The 20,944-nt window shown below is 69.9% G+C and carries 19 protein-coding genes; 13 read left to right on the plus strand and 6 right to left on the minus strand.

Annotation, left to right across the window (positions count from 1 at the left end; all coding sequences use genetic code 11):
* Positions 1 to 44 precede the first annotated feature (44 nt).
* Complete coding sequence (locus BM362_RS39635; protein ID WP_067587057.1) at positions 45 to 416, plus strand: YciI family protein; 372 nt, start codon at positions 45 to 47, stop codon at positions 414 to 416.
* Complete coding sequence (locus tag BM362_RS39640; RefSeq protein WP_093576673.1) at positions 413 to 1,621, plus strand: RNA polymerase sigma factor; 1,209 nt, start codon at positions 413 to 415, stop codon at positions 1,619 to 1,621. The genes BM362_RS39635 and BM362_RS39640 overlap by 4 nt, the downstream gene beginning before the upstream one ends.
* Here the strand turns inward: BM362_RS39640 and BM362_RS39645 are convergent.
* Positions 1,618 to 2,169, minus strand: a complete 552-nt coding sequence (locus BM362_RS39645) for a M15 family metallopeptidase domain-containing protein (protein ID WP_093576643.1) — start codon at positions 2,167 to 2,169, stop codon at positions 1,618 to 1,620. The two genes, BM362_RS39640 and BM362_RS39645, sit on opposite strands and share 4 nt — an antisense overlap.
* A 200-nt stretch (positions 2,170 to 2,369) precedes the next feature.
* Here BM362_RS39645 and BM362_RS39650 point away from each other — a divergent pair, with 200 nt between their 5' ends.
* From BM362_RS39650 to BM362_RS39660, 3 genes are read left to right on the plus strand one after another with little or no spacing between them, the layout of a single operon-like run.
* Positions 2,370 to 3,062 (plus strand): response regulator transcription factor, encoded by a 693-nt coding sequence (locus tag BM362_RS39650; RefSeq protein ID WP_067586759.1) that lies wholly within the window; start codon positions 2,370 to 2,372, stop codon positions 3,060 to 3,062.
* A complete protein-coding gene (locus tag BM362_RS39655) occupies positions 3,059 to 4,468 on the plus strand; it encodes a sensor histidine kinase (RefSeq protein ID WP_067586756.1) in 1,410 nt (469 codons plus the stop codon). The genes BM362_RS39650 and BM362_RS39655 overlap by 4 nt, the downstream gene beginning before the upstream one ends.
* Complete coding sequence (locus tag BM362_RS39660; protein WP_208865472.1) at positions 4,465 to 4,920, plus strand: hypothetical protein; 456 nt, start codon at positions 4,465 to 4,467, stop codon at positions 4,918 to 4,920. Before BM362_RS39655 ends, BM362_RS39660 begins: the two co-directional genes overlap by 4 nt.
* A gap of 1 nt (position 4,921) precedes the next feature.
* Here BM362_RS39660 and BM362_RS39665 read toward each other — a convergent pair whose 3' ends face one another.
* Positions 4,922 to 6,091 (minus strand): MFS transporter, encoded by a 1,170-nt coding sequence (locus BM362_RS39665; protein WP_093576645.1) that lies wholly within the window; start codon positions 6,089 to 6,091, stop codon positions 4,922 to 4,924.
* Between the two features lie 101 nt (positions 6,092 to 6,192).
* Between BM362_RS39665 and BM362_RS39670 the strand changes: the two genes are divergently transcribed.
* Positions 6,193 to 6,789 (plus strand): TetR/AcrR family transcriptional regulator, encoded by a 597-nt coding sequence (locus tag BM362_RS39670; protein WP_093576646.1) that lies wholly within the window; start codon positions 6,193 to 6,195, stop codon positions 6,787 to 6,789.
* Between the two features lie 368 nt (positions 6,790 to 7,157).
* Here the strand turns inward: BM362_RS39670 and BM362_RS50140 are convergent, their stop codons facing one another.
* From BM362_RS50140 to BM362_RS39690, 4 genes are all read right to left on the minus strand, one after another.
* The gene (locus BM362_RS50140; RefSeq protein ID WP_067586747.1) at positions 7,158 to 8,246 is read right to left on the minus strand and encodes a Gfo/Idh/MocA family protein; all 1,089 of its coding nucleotides are present in this window, start codon (positions 8,244 to 8,246) and stop codon (positions 7,158 to 7,160) included.
* The gene (locus BM362_RS39680) at positions 8,243 to 8,974 is read right to left on the minus strand and encodes a sugar phosphate isomerase/epimerase family protein (protein ID WP_093576647.1); all 732 of its coding nucleotides are present in this window, start codon (positions 8,972 to 8,974) and stop codon (positions 8,243 to 8,245) included. The genes BM362_RS50140 and BM362_RS39680 overlap by 4 nt, the downstream gene beginning before the upstream one ends.
* A gap of 92 nt (positions 8,975 to 9,066) precedes the next feature.
* The gene (locus BM362_RS39685) at positions 9,067 to 9,606 is read right to left on the minus strand and encodes a GNAT family N-acetyltransferase (RefSeq protein WP_093576648.1); all 540 of its coding nucleotides are present in this window, start codon (positions 9,604 to 9,606) and stop codon (positions 9,067 to 9,069) included.
* Between the two features lie 19 nt (positions 9,607 to 9,625).
* On the minus strand, positions 9,626 to 10,357 hold the full coding sequence (locus tag BM362_RS39690; RefSeq protein WP_067586739.1) for a FadR/GntR family transcriptional regulator: 732 nt from the start codon (positions 10,355 to 10,357) through the stop codon (positions 9,626 to 9,628).
* 214 nt (positions 10,358 to 10,571) lie between these two features.
* Between BM362_RS39690 and BM362_RS39695 the strand changes: the two genes are divergently transcribed.
* The 7 genes from BM362_RS39695 to BM362_RS39725 all read left to right on the plus strand — a co-directional run bounded on the left by BM362_RS39695 (position 10,572) and on the right by BM362_RS39725 (position 20,916).
* Positions 10,572 to 12,179, plus strand: a complete 1,608-nt coding sequence (locus BM362_RS39695) for an ABC transporter substrate-binding protein (RefSeq protein ID WP_093576649.1) — start codon at positions 10,572 to 10,574, stop codon at positions 12,177 to 12,179.
* 16 nt (positions 12,180 to 12,195) lie between these two features.
* Entirely contained in the window at positions 12,196 to 13,155 is a 960-nt protein-coding gene (locus BM362_RS39700; protein WP_093576650.1) for an ABC transporter permease, read from the plus strand.
* Positions 13,155 to 15,116, plus strand: coding sequence for a dipeptide/oligopeptide/nickel ABC transporter permease/ATP-binding protein (locus BM362_RS39705; protein ID WP_093576651.1), 1,962 nt, complete (start codon positions 13,155 to 13,157; stop codon positions 15,114 to 15,116). The genes BM362_RS39700 and BM362_RS39705 overlap by 1 nt, the downstream gene beginning before the upstream one ends.
* 82 nt (positions 15,117 to 15,198) lie before the next feature.
* Complete coding sequence (locus tag BM362_RS39710; protein WP_093576652.1) at positions 15,199 to 16,158, plus strand: oligopeptide/dipeptide ABC transporter ATP-binding protein; 960 nt, start codon at positions 15,199 to 15,201, stop codon at positions 16,156 to 16,158.
* A complete protein-coding gene (locus BM362_RS39715) occupies positions 16,155 to 17,084 on the plus strand; it encodes a dihydrodipicolinate synthase family protein (protein WP_067586724.1) in 930 nt (309 codons plus the stop codon). Before BM362_RS39710 ends, BM362_RS39715 begins: the two co-directional genes overlap by 4 nt.
* A complete protein-coding gene (locus BM362_RS39720; protein ID WP_093576653.1) occupies positions 17,084 to 19,090 on the plus strand; it encodes a beta-galactosidase in 2,007 nt (668 codons plus the stop codon). The genes BM362_RS39715 and BM362_RS39720 overlap by 1 nt, the downstream gene beginning before the upstream one ends.
* The gene (locus BM362_RS39725; protein WP_093576654.1) at positions 19,087 to 20,916 is read left to right on the plus strand and encodes a sialidase family protein; all 1,830 of its coding nucleotides are present in this window, start codon (positions 19,087 to 19,089) and stop codon (positions 20,914 to 20,916) included. The genes BM362_RS39720 and BM362_RS39725 overlap by 4 nt, the downstream gene beginning before the upstream one ends.
* Positions 20,917 to 20,944 lie beyond the last annotated feature (28 nt).

Raw genomic sequence — 20,944 nt, forward strand, 5'->3', positions numbered from 1 at the left:
GCGAGGCGACACCGGCGGCGAAAAAGTTTTCGGAGGGAGCCGTCGTGCGGTACCTGATCATGATCCACAGCAACCCGCGGTTCCGGGCGCTGTGGGAGGAGTTCTCGGACGAGCAGAAGGCCGAGTTCGGCCGGAGTCACCTCACGCTCGACCGGGCGCTCGAAGAGTCCGGCGAACTGGTGCTCAGCGACGGGCTGGCCGATCCCGCCGAGGCCAAGTGCGTCACCGTGCGCCACGGCAGGGCGGTGCCGAGCGACGGGCCGTTCGCCGAGGTCAAGGAGCATCTGGTCGGCTTCTACCTGGTCGAATGCGAGAGCATGGACCGGGCGCTGGAGCACGCCGCACGGGTCCCGGACGCGGTGTACGGCAAGATCGAGGTCCGGCCGCTGCGCACCGTGAAAGAGCTGGACCTCTGACTCCCCCGCCCGGCTTCGAGCAGCTCCTGCGCGATCTCGCGCCGCAGGTGCTCACCGCCGTCTGCCGCCGGTTCGGCGACTTCGCGCTTTGCGAGGACGCGGTGCAGGAAGCGCTGCTGTCCGCCGCGGTGAAATGGCCGGAGCAGGGCCTGCCGGACAATCCCAGGAGCTGGCTGATCACCGCGGCCGCGCGCCGGCGCATCGACATCGAGCGCAGCGATTCCGCCCGGCGGCAGCGCGAGCACACGGCCGCCGGGCAGGCGGTGCCGCGACCGGAACCGGCCCCGGCTGAGGACGACACGCTGACCCTGCTGATGCTGTGCTGTCACCCCGAACTCGGCAGGCCGTCGCAGCTCGCGTTGACGCTGCGCGCGGTCGGCGGCCTCACCGCCGCGGAGATCGGCCGGGCGCTGCTGGTTCCGGAGAAAACCGTGAGCCAGCGGATCAACCGGGCGAAGAAACGGCTCAGCGGGGCCCGGTTCCGGATGCCGCCGCCGGGCGAACGGGCCGAGCGGATGGCCGCGGTGCTGCAGGTGCTGTACCTGATCTTCACCGAGGGGCACACCGCCAGCTCCGGGACCGCGGTCAACCGGGTCGAGCTGACCGCCGAGGCGATCCGGCTGACCCGGCAACTGCACGCGCGGGTTCCCGACGACGGCGAGGCCGCCGGGCTGCTGGCGCTCATGCTGCTCAGCGACGCCCGGCGGCCCGCGCGCACCCGGCCGGACGGCACCGCCGTGCCGCTGGCCGAACAGGACCGCTCCCGCTGGGACTCCGCCGCGATCGCCGAAGGGCTCGACCTGATCGGGAAAACCCTGGTCACCGCCCAGCTCGGGCCGTATCAGCTCCAGGCCGCGATCGCCGCCGTGCACGACGAGGCGGCCCGGGCCGAGGACACCGACTGGCCGCAGATCCTCGCCCTCTACGACCTGCTGCTCGCCCTCGCGCCGAGTCCGGTCGCGGCGCTGAACCGGATCGTCCCGGTCGCGATGGTGCACGGCGCCCGCGAGGGGTTGCGGCAGCTGGACGAGATCGCCGGGCCGGCCGAGCACCATCGCGTCGACGTCGTGCGCGCGCACCTGCTCGACCTGGCGGGCGAGCCCGGGCAAGCCCGGGCCTATTACCGTTCAGCGGCACAGAAAACCCTCAGCGTGCCGGAGCGGAAATACCTGGAATCCCGTGCCGCGCCCGGGAAATCGCCCTAGCCGGCTACCCGGGCCAGCGGAGGCGGGCGCAGCGCGTCCGGGTCCGGCAACCGCATCGGCACGGTGTCCGCGTGGTACTCGAAGTGCCACCATTCGTTGTCGTAACGGCGATACAGCCGGTACTCCGCCCCGTTCCGCTCCAGCCACGCCGCGCCCTCGCTCGGGCGCACGTCGAGCGCCGTGCCGCGGACGTGTGCCGATTCGTGCGGCGGCAGCACCCGGCGCCGGGCCGCGGCGACGGAGCCGGTGCGGTGCACCTCGTCGGCGAACAGCCGATGCTGGTGGGCGGCGTCGCGGTGGCCGGAGGTGAGGCCGATGAGCTGGCGATCCTGCCAGAACGCCTCGGTGCGCGCCGCGGTGAACGCCGCGCGGGCCGGTTCGCTGAGGCCAGCGAGGTCCTCGGCCGGGTATCGCATCGCGAGCGCCCACTGGCAGGCGAGGTGACGGCCGCGGCCGGGCGAACGCAGGAACGCCGCCGGGAGCAGCGCCACCGCCAGGAGGCGGGTGACGACCGCGAGGACCCGGGTCCGGCGAAGCGACTCGATCATGGGGTCCACTTTCGGGCCCCAGTGTGCGCGCCCTGCGCTCGGAGTTTGACAGCTCTGTAACAGTTCGCCGCGGCGGCGCTGTTACCGAACGATGACCCGGCACGCACCGGGCGGCGATCCGGGCCGGGCAGGCTGGGGCCCCGGCCGTCCGCTGTGGACTGTCCGGGCGGCCGGACGGGCGGACTGCGATAGTGGGAGACATGCCGAGGGTGCTGCTGATCGAAGACGACCAGGCCGTGCGCGACGGCCTGCGGCTGGCCCTGACCTACCAGGGCCACACGGTCGACGCGGTGGAGACCGGCGAGGAAGGCCTCGCCCGGCTCGCCGGCGACCCCGCCGACGTCGTGGTCCTCGACCTCATGCTGCCCGGGATGGACGGCTTCGAGGTCTGCCGCCGCATCCGCGCGGCCGGCGACCTGCCGATCATCATGCTCACCGCGCGCAACGACGACATCGACGTGGTGGCCGGGCTCGAAGCCGGAGCCGACGACTACGTCGTGAAGCCCGCGCAGGCCCGGGTGCTGGAGGCGCGCATTCGCGCGGTGCTGCGCCGGACCGGCGGCGAACCGCGCGGCCCGGACACGAAGCCGGGCCCGGAACGGCACGGCGACCTGACGATCGACCGCGAGGGTCTCGTGGTCAGCAAGCACGGCGCGGTGATCGGGCTCGCGCCGACCGAACTGCGGCTGCTGCTGGAACTGTCCTCCTCCCCCGGCCGCGTGCTCAGCCGTCAGCAGTTGCTCGAATCCGTGTGGGATCAGGGCTATCTCGGCGATTCGCGGCTGGTCGACGCGTGTGTGCAGCGGCTGCGCTCGAAGATCGAGGACGATCCCGCGAAACCGGTGTACGTCCAGACCCTGCGCGGTTTCGGCTATCGCTTCGGGCCGCTGTGACCGGCTGGCGGCTGCGCGGGCTGCGCACCCGGCTGCTGGTGGCGTTCGCGCTGCTGAGCGTGTTCACCGCGCTGGCCGTCGCCGGGATCGGCTATGTGCGGGCCCGGGACGGGATCCTGCAGCGCACCCAGGACAACGCCGCCGTCGAGATGACGACCCAGCTCAAGCAGCTGTACCCGCTCCCCCGGCAGCCGGTGGACACGAGCGCGCTGCAGTCGGCCGCCGAACGGCTCAACGGCCGGAAGAACTCCGCGCTGGTGACGAGCGGTGGGCACAGCGCGGGCGACATGCCCGCCTCGGTGATCACGCCGGAACTGCGGGAGGTCATGAAGTCCGGCCGGGTCGCGTGGCAGCGCGTGGACGTCGGCGGCGTGACGCAGCTGGTGCTGGGCGCGCCGTTGCTGATCTCGACCGGCGACCGGCGGAACCCGACGATCCCGTCCGGCATCGAGGTCTACGAGCTGCGCAATCTCGACGCGGAAATCGACGCGGTGAACCGGCTCGCCAGGGACGCGTGGCTCGCCGGCGGGGCCGCGCTGGTGGTGGCTTTGATCCTCGCCGTACTGGCCGCCGGCAGCGTGTTGCGGCCGGTCGGCGAACTGCAGCGCGCGGCCCGCAGGCTCGGCGCGGGCGACCTCGACGCCCGGATCGCCGTCCGCGGCAGTGACGAACTGGCCAGCGTCGCCGAGACGTTCAACTCGACCGCCGAGTCGCTGCAACGCCACGTCGGCGAACTGCGCCGGATGGAAGCCGACGCACGGCGGTTCGTCGCCGACGTGTCACACGAACTGCGCACGCCGCTCGCCGCGATGACCGCGGTCACCGACATGCTCGATGCCGAAGCGAAGCGGCTGCCGGACGCGGCGGGCGAGGCGGTGCGGCTGGTCAGCCAGGAGACGCACAACCTCACGCGGCTGGTGAACGATCTCATCGAGGTCACCCGGTTCGACTCCGGCACCGCGTCGCTCGAAGTGGACGACATCGACGTGGCCGAGGCGATCCGGGCGACGCTGCGAGTGCGGGGTTTCGCGGTGGAAACCGATCTGCCGGAAGGAATCCGGGCGCGGGTCGATCCGCGCCGGCTGGACGTGATCGTGGCCAATCTCGTAGGGAACGCCCTGCGGCACGGCGCGGAACCGGTGACTGTCCGGTTGCGGGGCGATCAGGCGGGGATCACGCTCGCCGTCGAGGACTCCGGCCCTGGTCTCGACGAGGCGGTGCTTCCGCACGTGTTTTCCCGGTTCTACAAGGCGGACACCGCTCGCAGCCGGTCGGAAGGGAGCGGGCTCGGGCTCGCGATCGCCTGGGAAAACGCGCGGTTGCACCACGGGGAACTGGTCGCCGGGAACCGGCCGGAAGGCGGTGCGGTGTTCACGTTGTGGCTGCCTCGGGAGGTGCGGCGATGAAGCGGGTGCTGGCGCTGGTCGCGGTCTTGGTGCTGGCGAGCGGGTGCGGGGTGCGGCCCAGCGGGGTGATCCCCGGCGAGAACGCGCCCAGCGGGCCGCCGAACGGGAACATCGGGCACCCGGCGACGGTGTATTTCGTGCTGAACGGGAACGTCGCGCCGGTGGTGCGCACCGGTGTCGGCGACGTGGCCGCGGACCGGGTCCGCGCGCTGGAGCGAGGGCCGGACGAGGACGAACGGGCCGGCGGTTACACGACGGAGCTTCCGCCGTCGTTCGAACCGATCGCCATCGGGGTCTCGGACGCGGAGATCGGCGTGAACGTCCGGGAACTGTCGCCGAACGCGGTCGCGCAGATCATCTGCACCGTGCTCGCGGCAGGCGGCGGGGTGTCCGGGACGATCACCCTTTCCGGCGGCGGCCAGAAGCTGCCGCCCCGTGCCTGTACCCGCTGACTCAGCCGCGGGGCTTCATCGCGGACGCGAACACCACCGCCACCACGCACAATGCCAGCGGCAGCAGGAACGCGACGTTCAACGGCACCCAGTGCGCCAGCCCGCCGATGATCGCCGGACCGGCCAGCAGCCCGACGTACCCGACGCCGACCACCCGCGCCATCAACGCCCCCGACGCGCGTTTGTCCAGGTTGCCCGCCGCGGTGAACAACTGCGGGACGCCCCCGGACAGCCCGAGCCCGAACAACGCCCAGCCGCACAACGACAACGGCACCCACGGCGCCAGCGACGCGATCGCCAGCCCCAGCGCCGCGAGACCGCTGCCGTAACGGACCACCGCGACCGGACCGGCCAGCGCGGCGACTCGGTCGGTCGCGAACCGGCCGACCGTCATCGCGACCGCGAACGAACCGTAGGCCAGGGCGGCGGTGCTTTCGGACGTCCCCAGCCCGTCTCGGAGATACAGCGCGGCCCAGTCGTTCGCGACGCCCTCGGACAGCATCAGCGCGAAAGCCAGCAGACCGAGCAGCCACACCACGCGCATCGGGGTGCGGGCCGGTTTGGCTTCCTCGGTGGTTTCTTCGGCGGTCTCCTCCGACGAGTCGAGCAGATACCGGCGGACCACCAGCGAAACCACGATGCACAGCACTCCGGTACCGCCGAGCGACACGGCCGTCGGCACCCCCGCACCCAGCACCGCCGCGCCGACGGCCGCCGCGATCGCACCGCCGATCGACCACATCGCGTGGAAGGCGGCCATGATCGGCCGCGGATAAGCGCGTTCGACGACCACCGCCTGCGCGTTCATCGCGACGTCCAGCGACCCGTTGAAGAAGCCGAACGCCGCGAGCGCGAGCCCGAGCGTCCACCAGTTGGCCGCGAACCCCGGCAGCACCACCGCGACCCCGACGAGCACCCCCGCGACGGACACCACCCGCGGATGCCCGAACCGGTCCGCGAGCGGCCCGGTGACCTGCATCCCGATCAACGCCGATCCGCCGAGCACGAGCAGCAGCGCCCCGAGCGCGGTGTGCGAGACGCCGGTCGCGCGTTCGATCACCGGGATGTGCACCACCCACATGCCGACCGCGAACCCGCACAGGGCGAACACGATCCAGGTGGCGACGCGCGCCGCGCGGGGCAGCACCGGGGGCGGGGAAAGCTCGGTCATCGGGCTCGGCTCCTCTTCGGGGGTCGGGTCCAGTCGGGAACACGGGTGCGGGCTGGGCTGGGGCATGATGGGCGGGTGGACGCCGAACCGATCGCCGCCCCGTGAGCGAGGGCTACCTGAAGGGCAGAATCCGCCGCGACGACATCGTTTCGGCGGCCGCCGCGGTGTATGGCGAGGCCGGCTACCACGGTGCGTCGCTGCGGGAAATAGCCAAACGAGCAGGCATCACCCACGCCGGCTTGCTGTACCACTTCCCGACGAAGGAAGCACTGCTCGCGGCGGTCTTGGAACGCCGCGACGCCGAGGACGCCGTCCGAGAACAACTGTCCGCCCCGCCCGGTTTGGAAGTCCTCCGCCGCTTCATCGCACTGGCCGAGCACAACGTCCGCCACCGGGGCATCGTCGAGGTGTACTCGCGCCTCGCCGCCGAAGCAGTGTCGGAGGACCACCCCGCGCACGCCTACTTCGCCCGCCATTACCGAGAGGCCCGCGACAGCATCGCCCAGTCGTTCCACGCGCTCGCCGAAACAGGCGAGCTGCGCCCCGGCGTAGACCCGGACTTGGCGGCACTCACCTTCGTCGCACTGATGGACGGCCTCCAGGTCCAGTGGCTCACCACCCCCACGCACGTAGATGCAGTCGGTTCCCTCCGTCTCTCTCTGCAAACTCTCCTGACCGTCCCCCTGTTCCCGAACTAAGCCGAATCCGGAAATCCGCCCCCCAGATGGCGGATTTCCGCCCTCCCGTCCGTGAGGGGAACCCTCATTGACTCTGATTCCCTCAGGTTCCCCTCACGACCCGCCACCAGCCACGCGCACCCCAACCGCAGCCCGCGCACCCACCCAGGCAGCCACTACCAAACCGCGGCCAGCGCACCCACCCACCCATCGAGGCACCCAGCCCCTCCCCCGCACCCCGATCCGAAGCCCCCCTGCGGTTCGGGGGTGCTTGTCAAGGCATCTTTCCCGCCTTGACAAGCACCCCCGAACCGTCAGCACAATCAACCTTCGGGGTGCCCCACCCCAGCCCCCAAAGGCAATGTCGCCCCCAGGCGACGAGCCACCCCTCACAACGTCCGCACAAACGGATCCCACTCAACGGGCAACGGCTCCCCCGGCTCCACCCGGCTGCTCACCTCCACCCCCACCCCACCCGCCATGGACTCCTCAACCGCCACCATCACGTCCAGCACGTGATAACCCATCTCCCCCGAAGCCCGCTCGATCCCCCCGCCCCGAACCGACCGGGCCAGATCGAGAACCCCGGTGCCGCGGGAACCCGAATGCCCCACCGCGGTCACCTCTTCCGGCGACGCACCCCCGGCAAGATGCACCACCGTCGACCCGCCAAACCCATTGGGATCCGGCAAAACCGCAGTCCCCAGCGAACCGGAAACCTCGACAACCCCGGTACGCCGCAGCGCAGAATCAAACGTCAGCAAAACCTGCGCACTGCCCCCGCGCGCAAACTCGATCAACGCACTCACCGTAGTAGGCACTGTCACCGGAAACTCAGTCCCAGCCCGAGGCCCGGACCCGATCACCCGAGTCTCCCGCCCCTTCCCGCCGACCCCGGTCACCTTTCGCACGGCCCCGAACACCTGAACCAGCTGCGTCAGGTAATACGGCCCGATATCCAGCAACGGCCCGCCCCCGGCCTGGAACAGAAACTCCGGCGCAGGATGCCAGCTCTCCGGCCCAGGCGTCTGAAACAACGCCAACGCCGCAACAGGAGCCCCGATCCGGCCAAGCGCACGAAGCGCGGTCTGATGCCCGGCGCCGAGCAGGGTATCCGGCGCCCCAGCCACCCGCACCCCTTTCTCCCGCGCCCGGCCGAGAAGCTTCCGCACCGTCTGCCGATCCAGCCCGATCGGCTTCTCCGTCCACACGTGCTTGCCCGCCTCGACCGCCGCGAGACTGACCTCGACATGCACCGCCGGCACAGTCAGATTCACGACGATCTCAACCTCCGGCGACGCAAGCAGATCCGCCATCGACCCGCTCCAGGAAACCCCGTATTTCGCCGCCTGCCCCCGAGCCCGGTCCAGATCGAGATCAGCCACCCCCACGACCCGGAGATCCGGAAACGCGGTCAAATTCTGCAAATAGGCATCGCTGATGAATCCGGCCCCGACGACCCCGACCCCGACAGTCACTCCCCCACCCCGGCGAGATAAGCGAAACTCTCCGCAATACCCCCGAAAACATCCTCGTGCCGATCGAACTCCACCACCCGCAACGCCCCCGGAGCCGCAGCCAGCACGTCCCCCAGCGGCACTCGCCCCTGCCCCGCGGGCACCTGCCCAGAAGCGTCGATCGCCAGCGACCCGTCCTTCACATGGATCGCGCACACCCGCTTCCCCAGCCGGCGCAGCAACGCGGGCGCGTCCTCGCCGCCCGCCGTGGCCCAGTAGGCGTCGATCTCCAGCACGATCTCCGGAGCGAGCCGATCCGCGAGGGCCTCCAACGCGCTGCGCCCGCCGATCCGCGTTTCCAGCTCCCACCAATGGTTGTGGTACCCCACCCGAATCCCATATCCCGCAGCAACCTCAGCCGCGGCATTGAGCGCGGACGCAGTATCCGAAACATCCGCCGGACTCCCCCACCTCGCGGCCGGAACCAACGGCTCGATCACGATCCCGATCCCCAGTTCCCGAGCCGCCGCGAACACCGCCTGCTGGTCCTTCCCGACCAACGCGGCATGCGCGGTCGGCGCGCTCAACCCGTGCGCGGCCAGCCCCGCCCGGAGAGCCTCGACGTTCTCCACCACCCCGTACGGCTCCACCCGGCTGAACCCGATCGCCGCCAACCGCCGCAACGTCCCGTCCGGATCAGCCGCGAACGCGTCGCGCACCGAGTACAGCTGCACCGAAGGTCCACCCATGCCAACTCCCAGCGGTAGAGGGCTTTCGCCAATTCCTACCACCTGGTCAGAATTGGCACCAGGACACAACCGGACGGACATCCCGGCCAAGATCAGCCGAGATCCTTGTGCCAGATCAGAAAATCGCACGGGGCAGCCAGCAGCGGCGCCAGCTCCGGATGCGGCCCGTCGATCGTCGACGTCTCCACCACCCGGTATCCCAGCCGGCTGTACCACTGCGCGAGGAACTCCTTGGCCGGATGCGTCCACCCCCGCGGCACCAGCAGCTCAAGCTGCATCCGCGTGCACCCCTGCCCCCGGCAGTGCCTCTCCGCGAACCGGACCAGCTCCCGCCCGATCCCCGCGCCGCGCACCTGCGGCGAAGCGGCGAGCAGGCCGAACTCCCCGAGATCCTCGGCCAGCCGCTGGATCCGGACCGAGCCCACCACGGCCTCGTCGAGCCGGGCGACCGCGATCTCCCCCGCGCGAACCAGCCCGGCCATCTCCCCGGCGTTGGTCCGATCGGCCGGACCGGCCCACAATCCCGCCTCGGCCTTCGCGTAGACGGTGTTCACCAGATCGGTCAGCAGGGCCACCAGCGCGGCGTCCTCGGCGGCGGACGGCGGCAGGAAGGCGATCTCCGGGGTCCTCACCTGTCCAGACTAGCCACACTCAGCTGGCGGCCGAACCGGGAATCGCGGGCCGCGCCTCCCCGAAGCCGCCGTAGCGACCGGCTTTCGCGCGCTTGCGCACCTCGTCGAAATGCCGGTGCACCGCGTGCGCGGCCGCTTCCGCGTCGCCGCTCACGAGCGCGTCCACGATCGCCTGGTGCCGTTTCGCAGTGGCCGGAGCGGACGAAACCGGCCCGCCCATCTCGCCTTCCGCGGCCCGGTAGACGTCCCAGAACAAACCGGTCAGCTCGCGCGCCAGGCCGAAACCCGCCTCGGCGCAGATGAGGTCGTGGAATTCGCGGTCGGCCACCGCCGCGTCCGGTCCCTTGCGGCGCATCCGCGCCACGCACGCCTGCAGCTGCCCGATCAGCTCCGGCCGGTGGTCGCGCGCGACCCGGCTGGTCAGCTCCGTTTCGATCATCTCGCGGACCTCGAGCAGGTCGCGCAGCCGTCCGGCGTCGGTGCTGCCGCGGCTGCGCGTGCGGAAGAGCAGCCACGTCTGCAGCGCCTCCGACCCCGCCGAGCCGACGAACGTGCCGTACCCGTGCCGGACCTCGACGATGCCGAGCGCCTGCAGCGCCTTGACCGCCTCCCGGATCGAATTCCGGCTGACCCCGAGGTCCTCGGCGAGGCTCAGTTCGGTCGGCATCGGCGCGCCGGTCGGCAGCTGCCGGTCGACGATCAGGTCGATGATCTGCTTGGTGATCTCTTCGCTGCGTTGCGGGCGCGCCACACGTGTCTCCCGGATGTCTTTCTTGCACTGGCACGTCGCCATCGGAGGACATCCTACGTCATGACCGGCCTGCCCCGCTGCACCCGCGCGGGTGGGGACAAGCCTCTTGACCGGCGCGAGAACGGGACTTAGGGTTCCGGCAAGTCATAGGACGTCCCACGTCCTACTTCTCGATGCTTTCTGGGTGGAACACCGCATCAAGTCAGGAGACGCCATGTCCCGAACCGCCATGGGGACTTCGTTCAACCGGCGCGCGCTGCTGCGCTACGCCGGGCTCGCCGGTGCTGCCGCAACGGTTTCGTCGACGCTCGCCGCGTGCGGCGGTCCCGCGTCGACCAACAAGACCGGCAGTTCGTCCGGTTCCGTCACCGCGGTGATCGGGTACGGCAACAACCAGACCTGGGACCCGCTGCAGACCGCGTCGGCGTTCGCGATGGCGGCCATCCTGCACAGCTACGAATCGCTCGTCGAGGGCGATCCGGTCACCCGGGAGCCGTTCCCCGGACTGGCCAAGGCGCTGCCTGCCGATCTCAAGAGCACCAAGCTGCGCTTCGAGCTGCGCGACGGCGCGAAGTGGCACGACGGAAAGCCGGTGACCGCCGACGACGTCGTGTTCACCTACGCCCGCGTCCTCGACCCGAAAGAGAACGTGCTCATCCACAGCTTCTTCTCGCAGTGGCTGGCGTCGGTCACCAAGGTCGACGCGAAGACAGTTGAGTTCGGCCTGAAGTTCGCGTTCCCGTACGCGCTGCAGCGGATCCAGATCTGCAAAATCGTGCCCAAGCACGTGTTCGAGAACAACTGGAAGGCCGCCGCCGCGGGCAAGGTCGTCGGCTCCGGGCCGTACAAGGTCACCGAGCAGGCCCCGCTGTCGCACACCTCGTTCGAGAAGTTCGCCGGTTACTCCGGCCCGCGCCCGGCCGCGTACGACAAGATGCTCTGGAAGTCCATTGTGGATTCCGCGCCGCGGGTCGCGGCGATCTCCGGGGCCAAGCCGGACGCGCAGATCGCGGAGAACATCCCGCCCGCCAACGCCGAGCAGCTGCGCAAGGCGGGCCGCACAGTCGAATTCGCCGACGGCGGCAACAACCTTTTCCTGCTTTTCAACACCAAGCACTCGCCGTTCGCCGACAAGCGGATCCGCCAAGCGCTGCACTACGCGATCGACAAGAAGAAGATGATCGAGATCGGCTTGCGCGGCACCGGCACCGCGGGCACGTCGTTCATCAACCCCAAGCTGCCCGGTTCGCAGCCCGCGTCGCAGAGCTTCGAGCACAACCCGGAAAAGGCGAGGCAACTGCTCGCCGAAGCGGGCGTCAGCGGCCTCAAGATCTCGCTGTCCACAACGAACACCTCACTGGTTCTCGACTGCGTCAAGGTGATCAAGGAAGGCTGGGACGCGATCGGCGTGCAGACCACCTTGGACTCCCAGGACACCAAGGCGCTGTTCTCCAAACTGGACAACGGCGACGACTTCCAGGTCGTGGCCACCACGAACAACCCATTGCAGTTCGGCAACGACCCGGATCTGCTCATCCGTTACTACTACGACGCGCAATCGGTGCTCATGACGAAGTACGCGCGCTGGACCGGCGACGACACCGACGCGTTGCTGGCGTTGCAGGACAAGGCCGCCGCGGAAACCGACGAGACCGAGCGCGACGGGCTGTACAAGCAGTTGCTCGACCAGATTTCCGAGCAGGCGGTGATCTACCCGATCGTCTTCACCCAGATGGGCACCGCGTGGGACCCGAAGGCGATCAGCGGCGTGCGTGCCCAGGGCTACCCGGGCATCTGCCTCAACCAGGCCAAACCGGTCTGAGAAGGAGACCCGCGAAGTGACAGTCGTCGTGCGGATGCTGGCCGGCCGCATCCTCGCCCTGATCCCGCTGCTGCTCGGCGTGATCCTGTTCGTGTTCATCGTGATGCGGTTCTCGCCGGTCGACCCGGCGATGGCCGCGTTCAACGGAGCCAACGCCACCGCTGATCAGCTCCAGCGGTTCCGCGAGCAGAACGGCCTGCTCGACCCGTTGCCGCTGCAGTACGCGCACTTCGTGTGGCATCTGCTGCAAGGCGACTTCGGCACGAGCGTGATCACCAAGGAGCCGGTGGGCCAGACCATCGCCACCGCGCTCCCGCTCACCGTGCAGCTGACCCTGCTGGGCCTGGTGCTCGCGCTCGTCGTCTCGGTTGTGCTCGGCGTGACCTCGGCGTTGTTCCGCGGCCGCTGGCCGGACCACCTGATCCGGTTCGTGACGCTCGCCGGAGTCGCCGCCCCGGCGTTCTGGATCGCGCTGCTGCTGGTGCAGTGGCTGGCGGTCGGCAAGGGCCTGTTCCCCACCAGCGGCTACGTCAGCCCGGCGGATTCGTTCTCCGGCTGGCTGAACTCGCTGACGCTGCCCGCGATCGCACTGGCCGCGCCGGTCGCCGCACAGCTGACCCGGGTGATCCGCACCTCCATGGTCGAGGAACTCGACAAGGACTACGTCCGCACCGCACGCGGCGGCGGGCTGCCGCCGGTCGTGGTGGTCGGGCGGAACGTGCTGCGCAACGCACTGGTGAACCCGCTGACCGTGCTCGGCCTGCGCGTCGGCTACCTGCTCGGCGGCGCGGTGGTGATCGAGACGATGTTCGCCCTGCCCGGCATGGGCCAGAACATGATCCAGGCCGTGCAGGACGGCGACACCGCCAAGGTGCAGGGCTTCGTGCTCACCATCGCGGCCGGGTTCGTGCTCGTGAACCTGATCGTCGACGTGCTCTACCTCGTCGCCAACCCCCGGTTGCGGAGCCGCTCGTGATGCGCCCGGTCCTCCGCCCCGACCTGACCGCCCGGCTCTCCCGGCCCGGCGTCCGGTTCCGGCGGCTTCCCCTGTCCTCCTGGCTCGCCCTGGGCGGGCTGACCGTGCTCGGGCTCGTCGCGGTCCTCGGCACCGTCGTGGCCACGCACAATCCGGACCTGCTCAGCACCGACACCGGCGGGCCCAGCGCGGCGCACTGGTTCGGCACCGACCAGTCCGGCCGCGACATCTTCTCCCGGCTCGTCGCGGGCACCCGCTGGTCGCTCGCGATCGGCCTCGGCGCGACGCTGCTGGCGCTGGTCGCGGGCGTCGTCGTCGGGTCGTTCGCGGCGACGTCCGGCCGCCGGGCCGACGGGCTGGTCATGCGGGTCCTCGACATCCTGATGGCCTTCCCCGGCATCGCGCTCGCCGCGGTGCTGGTGGCGGTGTTCGGCCGCGGCATTCTCGTGCTGATCCTCGCCATCGGCTTCCTCAACATGGCTCCGGTGGCGCGGGTGGTGCGGGCGAACGTGCTCGCGCAGTACGGCGAGGACTACGTCGCGGCCGAGCGGGTGATCGGCGCGAAACGGCTGTTCATCCTCGCCCGGCACGTCGCGGTCAACTGCGCCGCGCCGATCCTCGTGTACTGCACGGTGACGGTGGCGGACGCGATCGTGTTCGAGGCGTCGCTGTCGTTCATCGGCGCGGGGATCCAGCCGCCCGACCCGTCGTGGGGTTCGGTGCTGTCGGACGGCAAGGACCTCGTGCTGACCGGCGGCTGGTGGGCGACGCTGTTCCCCGGCCTGCTGATCCTGGCCACGGTGCTGGCGTTGAACGTCCTCTCCGAGGGGATCTCCGACGCTTGGGCCGCGCCGTCGGCTCGCACTGCGAAGGCGGCCGAAGCGGCACAGCACATCGAGCTGGCCCCGGAGACCACCGCTCCGGTGCTGCCGCTGCGAGGCCTGCGCGAAGCCGGGCAACGGCTGGCAGCGAAGGCGAGGGAGCTGTCCGGCCGGGAACCCGTGCTGGCGGTGGAGAATCTCGCGATCTCGTTCCCGGACCGGCACAACGGCGTGAACGTCGTCGACGGAGTGTCCTTTTCGGTCCGTTCGGGCGAGGTGCTGGGACTGATCGGCGAATCGGGCTGCGGGAAATCGCTGACCGCGCTGTCGATCATGGGCCTGCAACCGGACACCGCGCGGCTCAGCGGCGAGATCCGGTTCGCCGGCGAAGACCTGCTCACCCTGAAGCCGAACGTCCGCCGCCGGCACCTCGGGCACGACCTGGCGATGGTGTACCAGGACGCGCTCAGCTCGCTGAACCCGGCGATGACGATCCGCGCGCAGCTCAAGCAGTTCACCCGGCGCGGCGGCACGCGCACGCCGGAAGAGCTGCTGGAACTGGTCAACCTCGATCCGGGCCGGACGCTGCGGGCGTATCCGCACGAGCTCTCCGGCGGGCAACGGCAACGCGTCCTGATCGCGATGGCATTGTCCCGCGGCCCGAAGCTGATCGTGGCCGACGAGCCGACAACGGCGCTCGACGTGACCGTGCAAGCGCAGATCATGGCGCTTTTGCTGCGGTTGCAGGAGGAACTGGGCTTCGCGCTGGTGCTGGTGTCGCACGACCTCGCGCTGGTATCCGACATCGCCGACCGGGTGGTGGTGATGTACGGCGGGCAGGTCGCCGAGACCGGCGCGACCGCGGCCGTCGTCGGCGCGCCGCAGCACCACTACACGCGTGGCCTGCTCAGCGCGGTGCTGTCGTTGGAGGAGAACGAAGCGACGCTCACCCAGATCAAGGGCATCGTGCCCGCACCGGCGGACTTCCCGCCCGGCTGCCGGTTCGCGAACCGCTGTCCCGCCGCTCGCGGGCACTGCTTCGAGGTCGCGCCTGAGCCGTCGGGCGACGGACATCTCGTGGCTTGCCACTACCCCGCGGAGCGGCCAGTCGCGGCCGTCGTGGAAGGAGCGCAGGCATGAGCGCAGCTTGCCAGCGAATCATGACTGTTCTCACCGGAATCTCCCGATCGATCAGCGCGCAGCTGCTCAAGGAGGTCTCGGCATGAGCCTCGTCGAAGTCGACGGTGTGCATGTGGTGCACAGGATCCGCGGGGCCGGTCTGTTCGGCCACGACCGCGTTTACGCGCTCACCGACGCGACCATCGCCATCGCGAAAGGCGAAACCGTCGGCGTAGTAGGGGAATCGGGCTGCGGGAAGTCCACTTTGGCCAAAGTGCTGGTCGGGCTCCAGAAGCCCACCTCCGGCATGGTGCGCTACGCGGGCCGGCCCCTGTCCGCGCTGCGTCCGGCCGAACTGGGCCGAACCGTGGGCATGATCTTCCAGGACCCCTCGACCGCGCTGAACCGGCGGCTGCCGGTGGCGAAGATCCTGCGCGACCCGCTCGACGTGCACCAGATCGGCACGGCCGAGGAGCGCGCCGAACGGGTCCGGGAGCTGATGAACCTCGTCGGGCTGCCGTCCAGTGTGGCCGACGCGCTGCCGTCGCAACTGTCGGGCGGACAGCGGCAGCGCGTGGCGATCGCCCGCGCGCTCGCCCTGCGGCCGGCGTTGCTGGTGGCCGACGAGCCGACGTCCGCTTTGGACGTTTCGGTGCGGGCGCAGATCCTGAACCTGTTGCTGGAACTGCGCGAGCAGCTCGAACTGGCGATGGTGTTCGTGTCGCACGACATCCAGACCGTGCGCCGGATGAGCGACCGCATCGTGACGATGTACCTCGGCCGGATCGTCGAACAGGCCCCGGCCGCCGAACTGCCGCACCACGCGCGTCATCCGTACACCCGCGCGCTGTTCTCGGCGACGCCGAGCCTGCTGCATCCCGTGGAACCGATCGTCCTCGGCGGACCCGTGCCGTCGGCGACCGCGCCGCCGCCCGGCTGCCCGTTCCACACCCGCTGCCCGAAAGCCACCGATGAGTGCTCCCTCGCCTTGCCACCGCAGTCCGGGCCGGACGAGCACACCTACCGCTGCATCCACCCAGAAATCGGAGTGACTGCCTCATGACTGCGCCCAGGTTCGCCGGCATCATCCCGCCGCTGTGCACGCCGTTCCACGACGATTTCACCGTGGACACCGCGTCGCTGCGGCGGCACATCGAATTCCAGCTCGACGCCGGCGTGCACGGGATCTTCGTGCTCGGATCGTCCAGCGAGGTCGCCTTCCTGCCCGACGACCAGCGCCGGAGCACCGTCGAAACCGCGGTCGACCAGGTCGCCGGGCGGGTTCCGGTGCTCGCCGGCTGTATCGACATGACGACCCTGCGCGTCGCGGAGCACGTGAAGACCGCCGAAGCGGCCGGCGCGGACGCCATCGTGGTGACCGCGCCGTACTACACGCGCACGCACGTCGCGGAGATCGACCGGCACTTCCGGCTCCTGCACGAGCGGACGTCGCTGCCGATCTTCGCCTACGACATCCCGGTGGCCGTGCACACGAAGCTCGACCGCGAACTGGTGCTGGACCTGGCCGCGGACGGCGTTCTGGCCGGGCTCAAGGATTCCAGCGGCGACGAGGCCGGGTTCCGGACGGTGCTGCAGCAACGGCGCGAACGCGGACTGGAGCGCTTCGCCGTGTTCACCGGCTCCGAACTGCTCGTGGACGTCGCGCTCGCGCAGGGCGCGGACGGCGCGGTGCCCGGGCTCGGAAACGTCGACCCGGTCGGCTACGTGCTGATCTACGACCACTTCCGCGGCGGCAATCCGCAGGCCGCGCGGCGCGAGCAGGAACGGCTGCTGACCCTGTTCAGCATTACCGACGTGGCCCCGCCGAACCGGATGGGCCGCGGTTCGGCCGCGCTCGGCGCGTTCAAGGCGTCGATGAAGATGCGCGGATTCATCGACAACGCGGTGATGGCACCGCCGCAACTCCCCCTCAACGACGACGAACTGCTGCGGATCAAGGGAAAGCTAGCGGAAGCGGGTCTCCTCTGATGGATCGGCTGTACTACGGCGGGGACTACAACCCCGAGCATTGGTCGCCCGAGGTGTGGGCGGAAGATGTGAAACTGATGGCCGAGGCTTCGGTTTCGATGGTGACGGCCGGGATTTTCTCCTGGGCGCAGGTGGAACCGCGGCCGGGCGAATTCGATTTCGGCTGGTTCGACACGGTGCTGGACAATCTCGCCGCCGGCGGCGTCCGGGCCTGCCTCGCCACCATGACGGCTTCGCCGCCGCCGTGGCTTTCGCACCGGTATCCGGAAATCCTGCCGGTGCGCGCGGACGGAACCCGGCTGTCCGCCGGTGCGCGGCAGCAGTTCTGCCCGTCCAGCCCGGTGTTCCGTGAGCACGCCGCCCGGCTGGTCGAACAGGTCGCCACCCGGTACGCCGGGCATCCGGCGCTGGAAATGTGGCACATCGGCAATGAGTTCGGCTGCCACATCCGCGCCTGCTATTGCGATGAGTCCGCAATGGACTTCCGACGCTGGCTCACCGAGCGCTACGGCGGCATCGAGGCGTTGAACGAGGCCTGGAGCACGACTTTCTGGTCGCAGCGGTACTCCGAGTTCGACGAGATCCAGCCGCCGCGCGTCGCGCCGACCTTCCCGAACCCGGCGCATCAGCTGGACTACCACCGGTTCTCCTCCGACGCTTCGCTGCGCTGCTACCTCAACGAGCGCGAGGTGCTGGCCCGGATCACGCCGGACGTCCCGGTGACCACGAACTTCGTCGGCCTGGTGCAGAAGTCACTCGACTGGAACAAGTGGGCGCCGCACGAGGACATCGTGAGCCTCGACTCCTACCCCGACCCCTACGATCCGCGCGGGCACCTGGAAGCGGCTTTCGCCTACGACCTGGTCCGGTCCGCCAAGGACGGTCAGCCGTGGCTGCTGCTGGAGCAGGCGCCGAGCGCGGTGAACTGGCGCACCCGCAACAGCCCGAAGCCGCCGGGAACGATGCGGCTGGGCAGCTGGCAGGCGGTCGCCCGCGGCGCGGACGCGGTGCTGTTCTTCCAGTGGCGGCAAACTCCGGGCGGGGCCAAGAAGTTCCACTCCGCGATGGTGCCGCACGGCGGTCCGGACACCCGTACGTTCCGCGAGGTGCGCGACCTGGGCCAGGAGCTGGCGTCGCTGCCGCAGCTGGCGGACAGCCGGGTGAAGGCCGACGTCGCGGTGCTGCACGACTGGAACAGCTGGTGGGCGCTGGAGCTGAACTCGCATCCCTCGGACGACCTCAGCCAGCTCGACGCGCACCTCGCGCACTACGCGCCGCTCTTCGACGCGAACGTCACCTGCGACGTCGTGCACCCGTCGCGCGACCTGTCCGGCTACCGGCTCGTCGTGGCGCCCAATCTGTACCTGATGGACAGTGCGGTCGCGGCCAATCTACGCTCCTATGTGGAGGGTGGCGGGCATCTGGCGGTGTCGTTCTTCTCCGGCATCGCCGACGAGAACGACCGGGTGTACACCGGCGGTTATCCCGCGCCCCTGCGGGACGTTCTCGGCCTGCGCGTCGACGAATTCTGGCCGCTGCCCGAGGGCGGTTCCACGACGCTCGACCTCGACGGCGCGACCGTCAGCGCCACGATCTGGTCCGAATGGATCGAAACCGAAGGCGCGGACGTCGTCGCCGCTTTCGCCGAAGGCCCGCTAGCCGGTCGTCCCGCGCTCACGCGGCACGAGTTCGGCTCGGGCGTGGCGTGGTACCTGGGCACCCGGCCGGACGCGGGGGTCATGCGCACGCTCTTCGACCGGATCACCGCCGAGGCCGGAGTTTCGCCGGTGCTGCCCGGGTTGCCGGACGGCGTCCAGGCAATCGTGCGGCACGGTTCCGACGACTATCTGTTCCTGCTCAACCACAACGCCGAAGCCGTCACGGTTTCCCTGCCTTCACCGGGTACCGATTTGCTCGCCGACCCCGCCCAGCCCTCGTCCGAAGTGGAACTGGCCGCGCACGGCGTGGCCGTCCTTTCCGGACAGTTCGGAACGGAGACCAGATGAGAACCGCCCTTCGCGTGGTGCTGGCGTTCGTGCTGCTGGCTTTCCTCGCTCCCGCCGGTTCGGCGCAGGCCGCCCCGCGATTCGAGCAGGAAGCGCTCTTCAACCCGCATCAGGAAACCGGCTACGCGTGTTTCCGGATCCCGGCGATCGTCCGCAGCACACACGGCACGCTGCTGGCCTTCGCCGAGGGCCGCAAGGACAACTGCGGCGACACCGGCGACATCGACCTGGTGCTGAAACGGTCCGCCGACGGCGGAACCACCTGGTCGCCGCTGCAGGTGGTCAACCGCGGCGGCGGGGACACCCACGGCAACCCAGTGCCCATTGTGGACGCCAAGACCGGCCGGATCGTCCTGATCACCACGTACAACAAGGGCCGCACCGACGACAAGGGCTGCGACGTGCCGTGCCCGCGCACGCCGCACTCGCAGTACAGCACCGACGACGGCCGCACCTGGTCCACGCCAGTCGACATCAGCGAGCGGGCGAAGCTGCCCGCGTGGGATTCCTGGTACGCCTCGGGTCCGGTGCACGGCATCCAGCTCCAGCACGGCAGGCACGCGGGCCGGCTCGTCTTCGGAGTGAACGCCGAACGCAGTGACGGCGCCAATTCCGTCGAAAACTACGCCGGTCTCGTCTACAGCGACGACGGCGGTTCCTCCTGGCACGTCGGCGCTGTCGACAACTACCCGCATCCGGTGAGCGGCACCTTCACGCAAAAGCCCTCGGAAGTCAGTGTCGTGGAACTGCCGGACGGCACGATTTACGCCGGGGGCCGCGAACAGAGCGGCACCGACATCGGCAACCGCGACTACGCGTTGAGCCGGGACGGCGGCGAAACGTTCTCCCAGCGCTTCACCACGATCCCCGACCTCGTGACGCCGATGGTGCAAGGTTCGCTGCTGCGCCTGGACCGTCCCGGCGGCAAGCGGATCCTGTTCGCCTCTCCCGCCGACACCGACCGGCGGCGCTGGATGACCATCCGTTCGTCCTATGACGACGGTCGCACCTGGGAAAACGCCGACCAGGGCACGCGGGTCACGACGGACTGGTCGGGCTACTCCGACCTGGTCCAGCTCAGCGGCCCACAGGACAGGAACGCGAAGATCGGCCTGATGTACGAGGGCGGCGCGGTGGACGCCCGAGACGAGATCCGCTTCGCCCGCTTCGACGAGAACTACCTCGGCTGGAAGCGTTCGCCGGGAGTGTCCACTCCGGACGTCGCGAGTGGACGGCCGGCTCGCGTCCTCGGCGACGCCAGTGTGATTCCTGGCAAGTTCGGCAAGGCGGTCCAGCTGAAGAACGGCTTCGTCCGCGTCCCGTACTCGCCTGCGCAACTGGTGGGCTCAGCCGACTTCACCTTCTCCACCTGGGTCAGCTACGGCGCGGTGAAAGACCCGCAGCCTCTCCTGTGGCTGGGCGGCATGGGCTCGACCGCGCCGCAGCTGTGGCTCCGCGCCGAACCCGCGTCGCATCGTCTGATCGCGATGATGACCACCGCGGCCGGAAGCAAGTCGGTCACCACGCAGTCGGCGTACGACGATCAGCGGTGGCACCACGTGGCGCTTCAGCGGTCGGGCGGCCAGCTCCGCATCCTGGTCGACGGCGCGGTGGCCGCCTCCGGCCCGGACTCGCCCGGTTCGGTCACCCAGACCGTCTCGTTCCAGCTGTGGCTGGGCGAACGTCTGGACGGCGCGCAGCACCTGTCCGGCACACTGGACGACAGCCGCCTGTTCCGGAGGGCACTGTCCACTGCGGAACTGACTGCGGTCCGCGCCGGGAAACCGGTCCCGGGCGCGGTTATGGCGCTTCCCTTCGACCGGTAGCGCACCGGCTGAAGCCGGGTGGCCGCCA

It is taken from the genome of Amycolatopsis rubida (assembly GCF_900115345.1).
Taxonomy (GTDB): Bacteria; Actinomycetota; Actinomycetes; order Mycobacteriales; family Pseudonocardiaceae; genus Amycolatopsis; species Amycolatopsis rubida.

Bases quoted from the DNA above. Each gene is read 5' to 3' on its own strand.
- BM362_RS39650 (WP_067586759.1), top strand. From the start codon at position 2,370: ATGCCGAGGGTGCTGCTGATCGAAGACGACCAGGCCGTGCGCGACGGC.
- BM362_RS39665 (WP_093576645.1), bottom strand. From the start codon at position 6,091: ATGACCGAGCTTTCCCCGCCCCCGGTGCTGCCCCGCGCGGCGCGCGTC.
- BM362_RS39645 (WP_093576643.1), bottom strand. From the start codon at position 2,169: ATGATCGAGTCGCTTCGCCGGACCCGGGTCCTCGCGGTCGTCACCCGC.
- BM362_RS39715 (WP_067586724.1), top strand. From the start codon at position 16,155: ATGACTGCGCCCAGGTTCGCCGGCATCATCCCGCCGCTGTGCACGCCG.
- BM362_RS39695 (WP_093576649.1), top strand. From the start codon at position 10,572: ATGTCCCGAACCGCCATGGGGACTTCGTTCAACCGGCGCGCGCTGCTG.
- BM362_RS39720 (WP_093576653.1), top strand. From the start codon at position 17,084: ATGGATCGGCTGTACTACGGCGGGGACTACAACCCCGAGCATTGGTCG.
- BM362_RS39710 (WP_093576652.1), top strand. From the start codon at position 15,199: ATGAGCCTCGTCGAAGTCGACGGTGTGCATGTGGTGCACAGGATCCGC.
- BM362_RS39660 (WP_208865472.1), top strand. From the start codon at position 4,465: ATGAAGCGGGTGCTGGCGCTGGTCGCGGTCTTGGTGCTGGCGAGCGGG.
- BM362_RS39705 (WP_093576651.1), top strand. From the start codon at position 13,155: ATGCGCCCGGTCCTCCGCCCCGACCTGACCGCCCGGCTCTCCCGGCCC.
- BM362_RS39725 (WP_093576654.1), top strand. From the start codon at position 19,087: ATGAGAACCGCCCTTCGCGTGGTGCTGGCGTTCGTGCTGCTGGCTTTC.
- BM362_RS39680 (WP_093576647.1), bottom strand. From the start codon at position 8,974: ATGGGTGGACCTTCGGTGCAGCTGTACTCGGTGCGCGACGCGTTCGCG.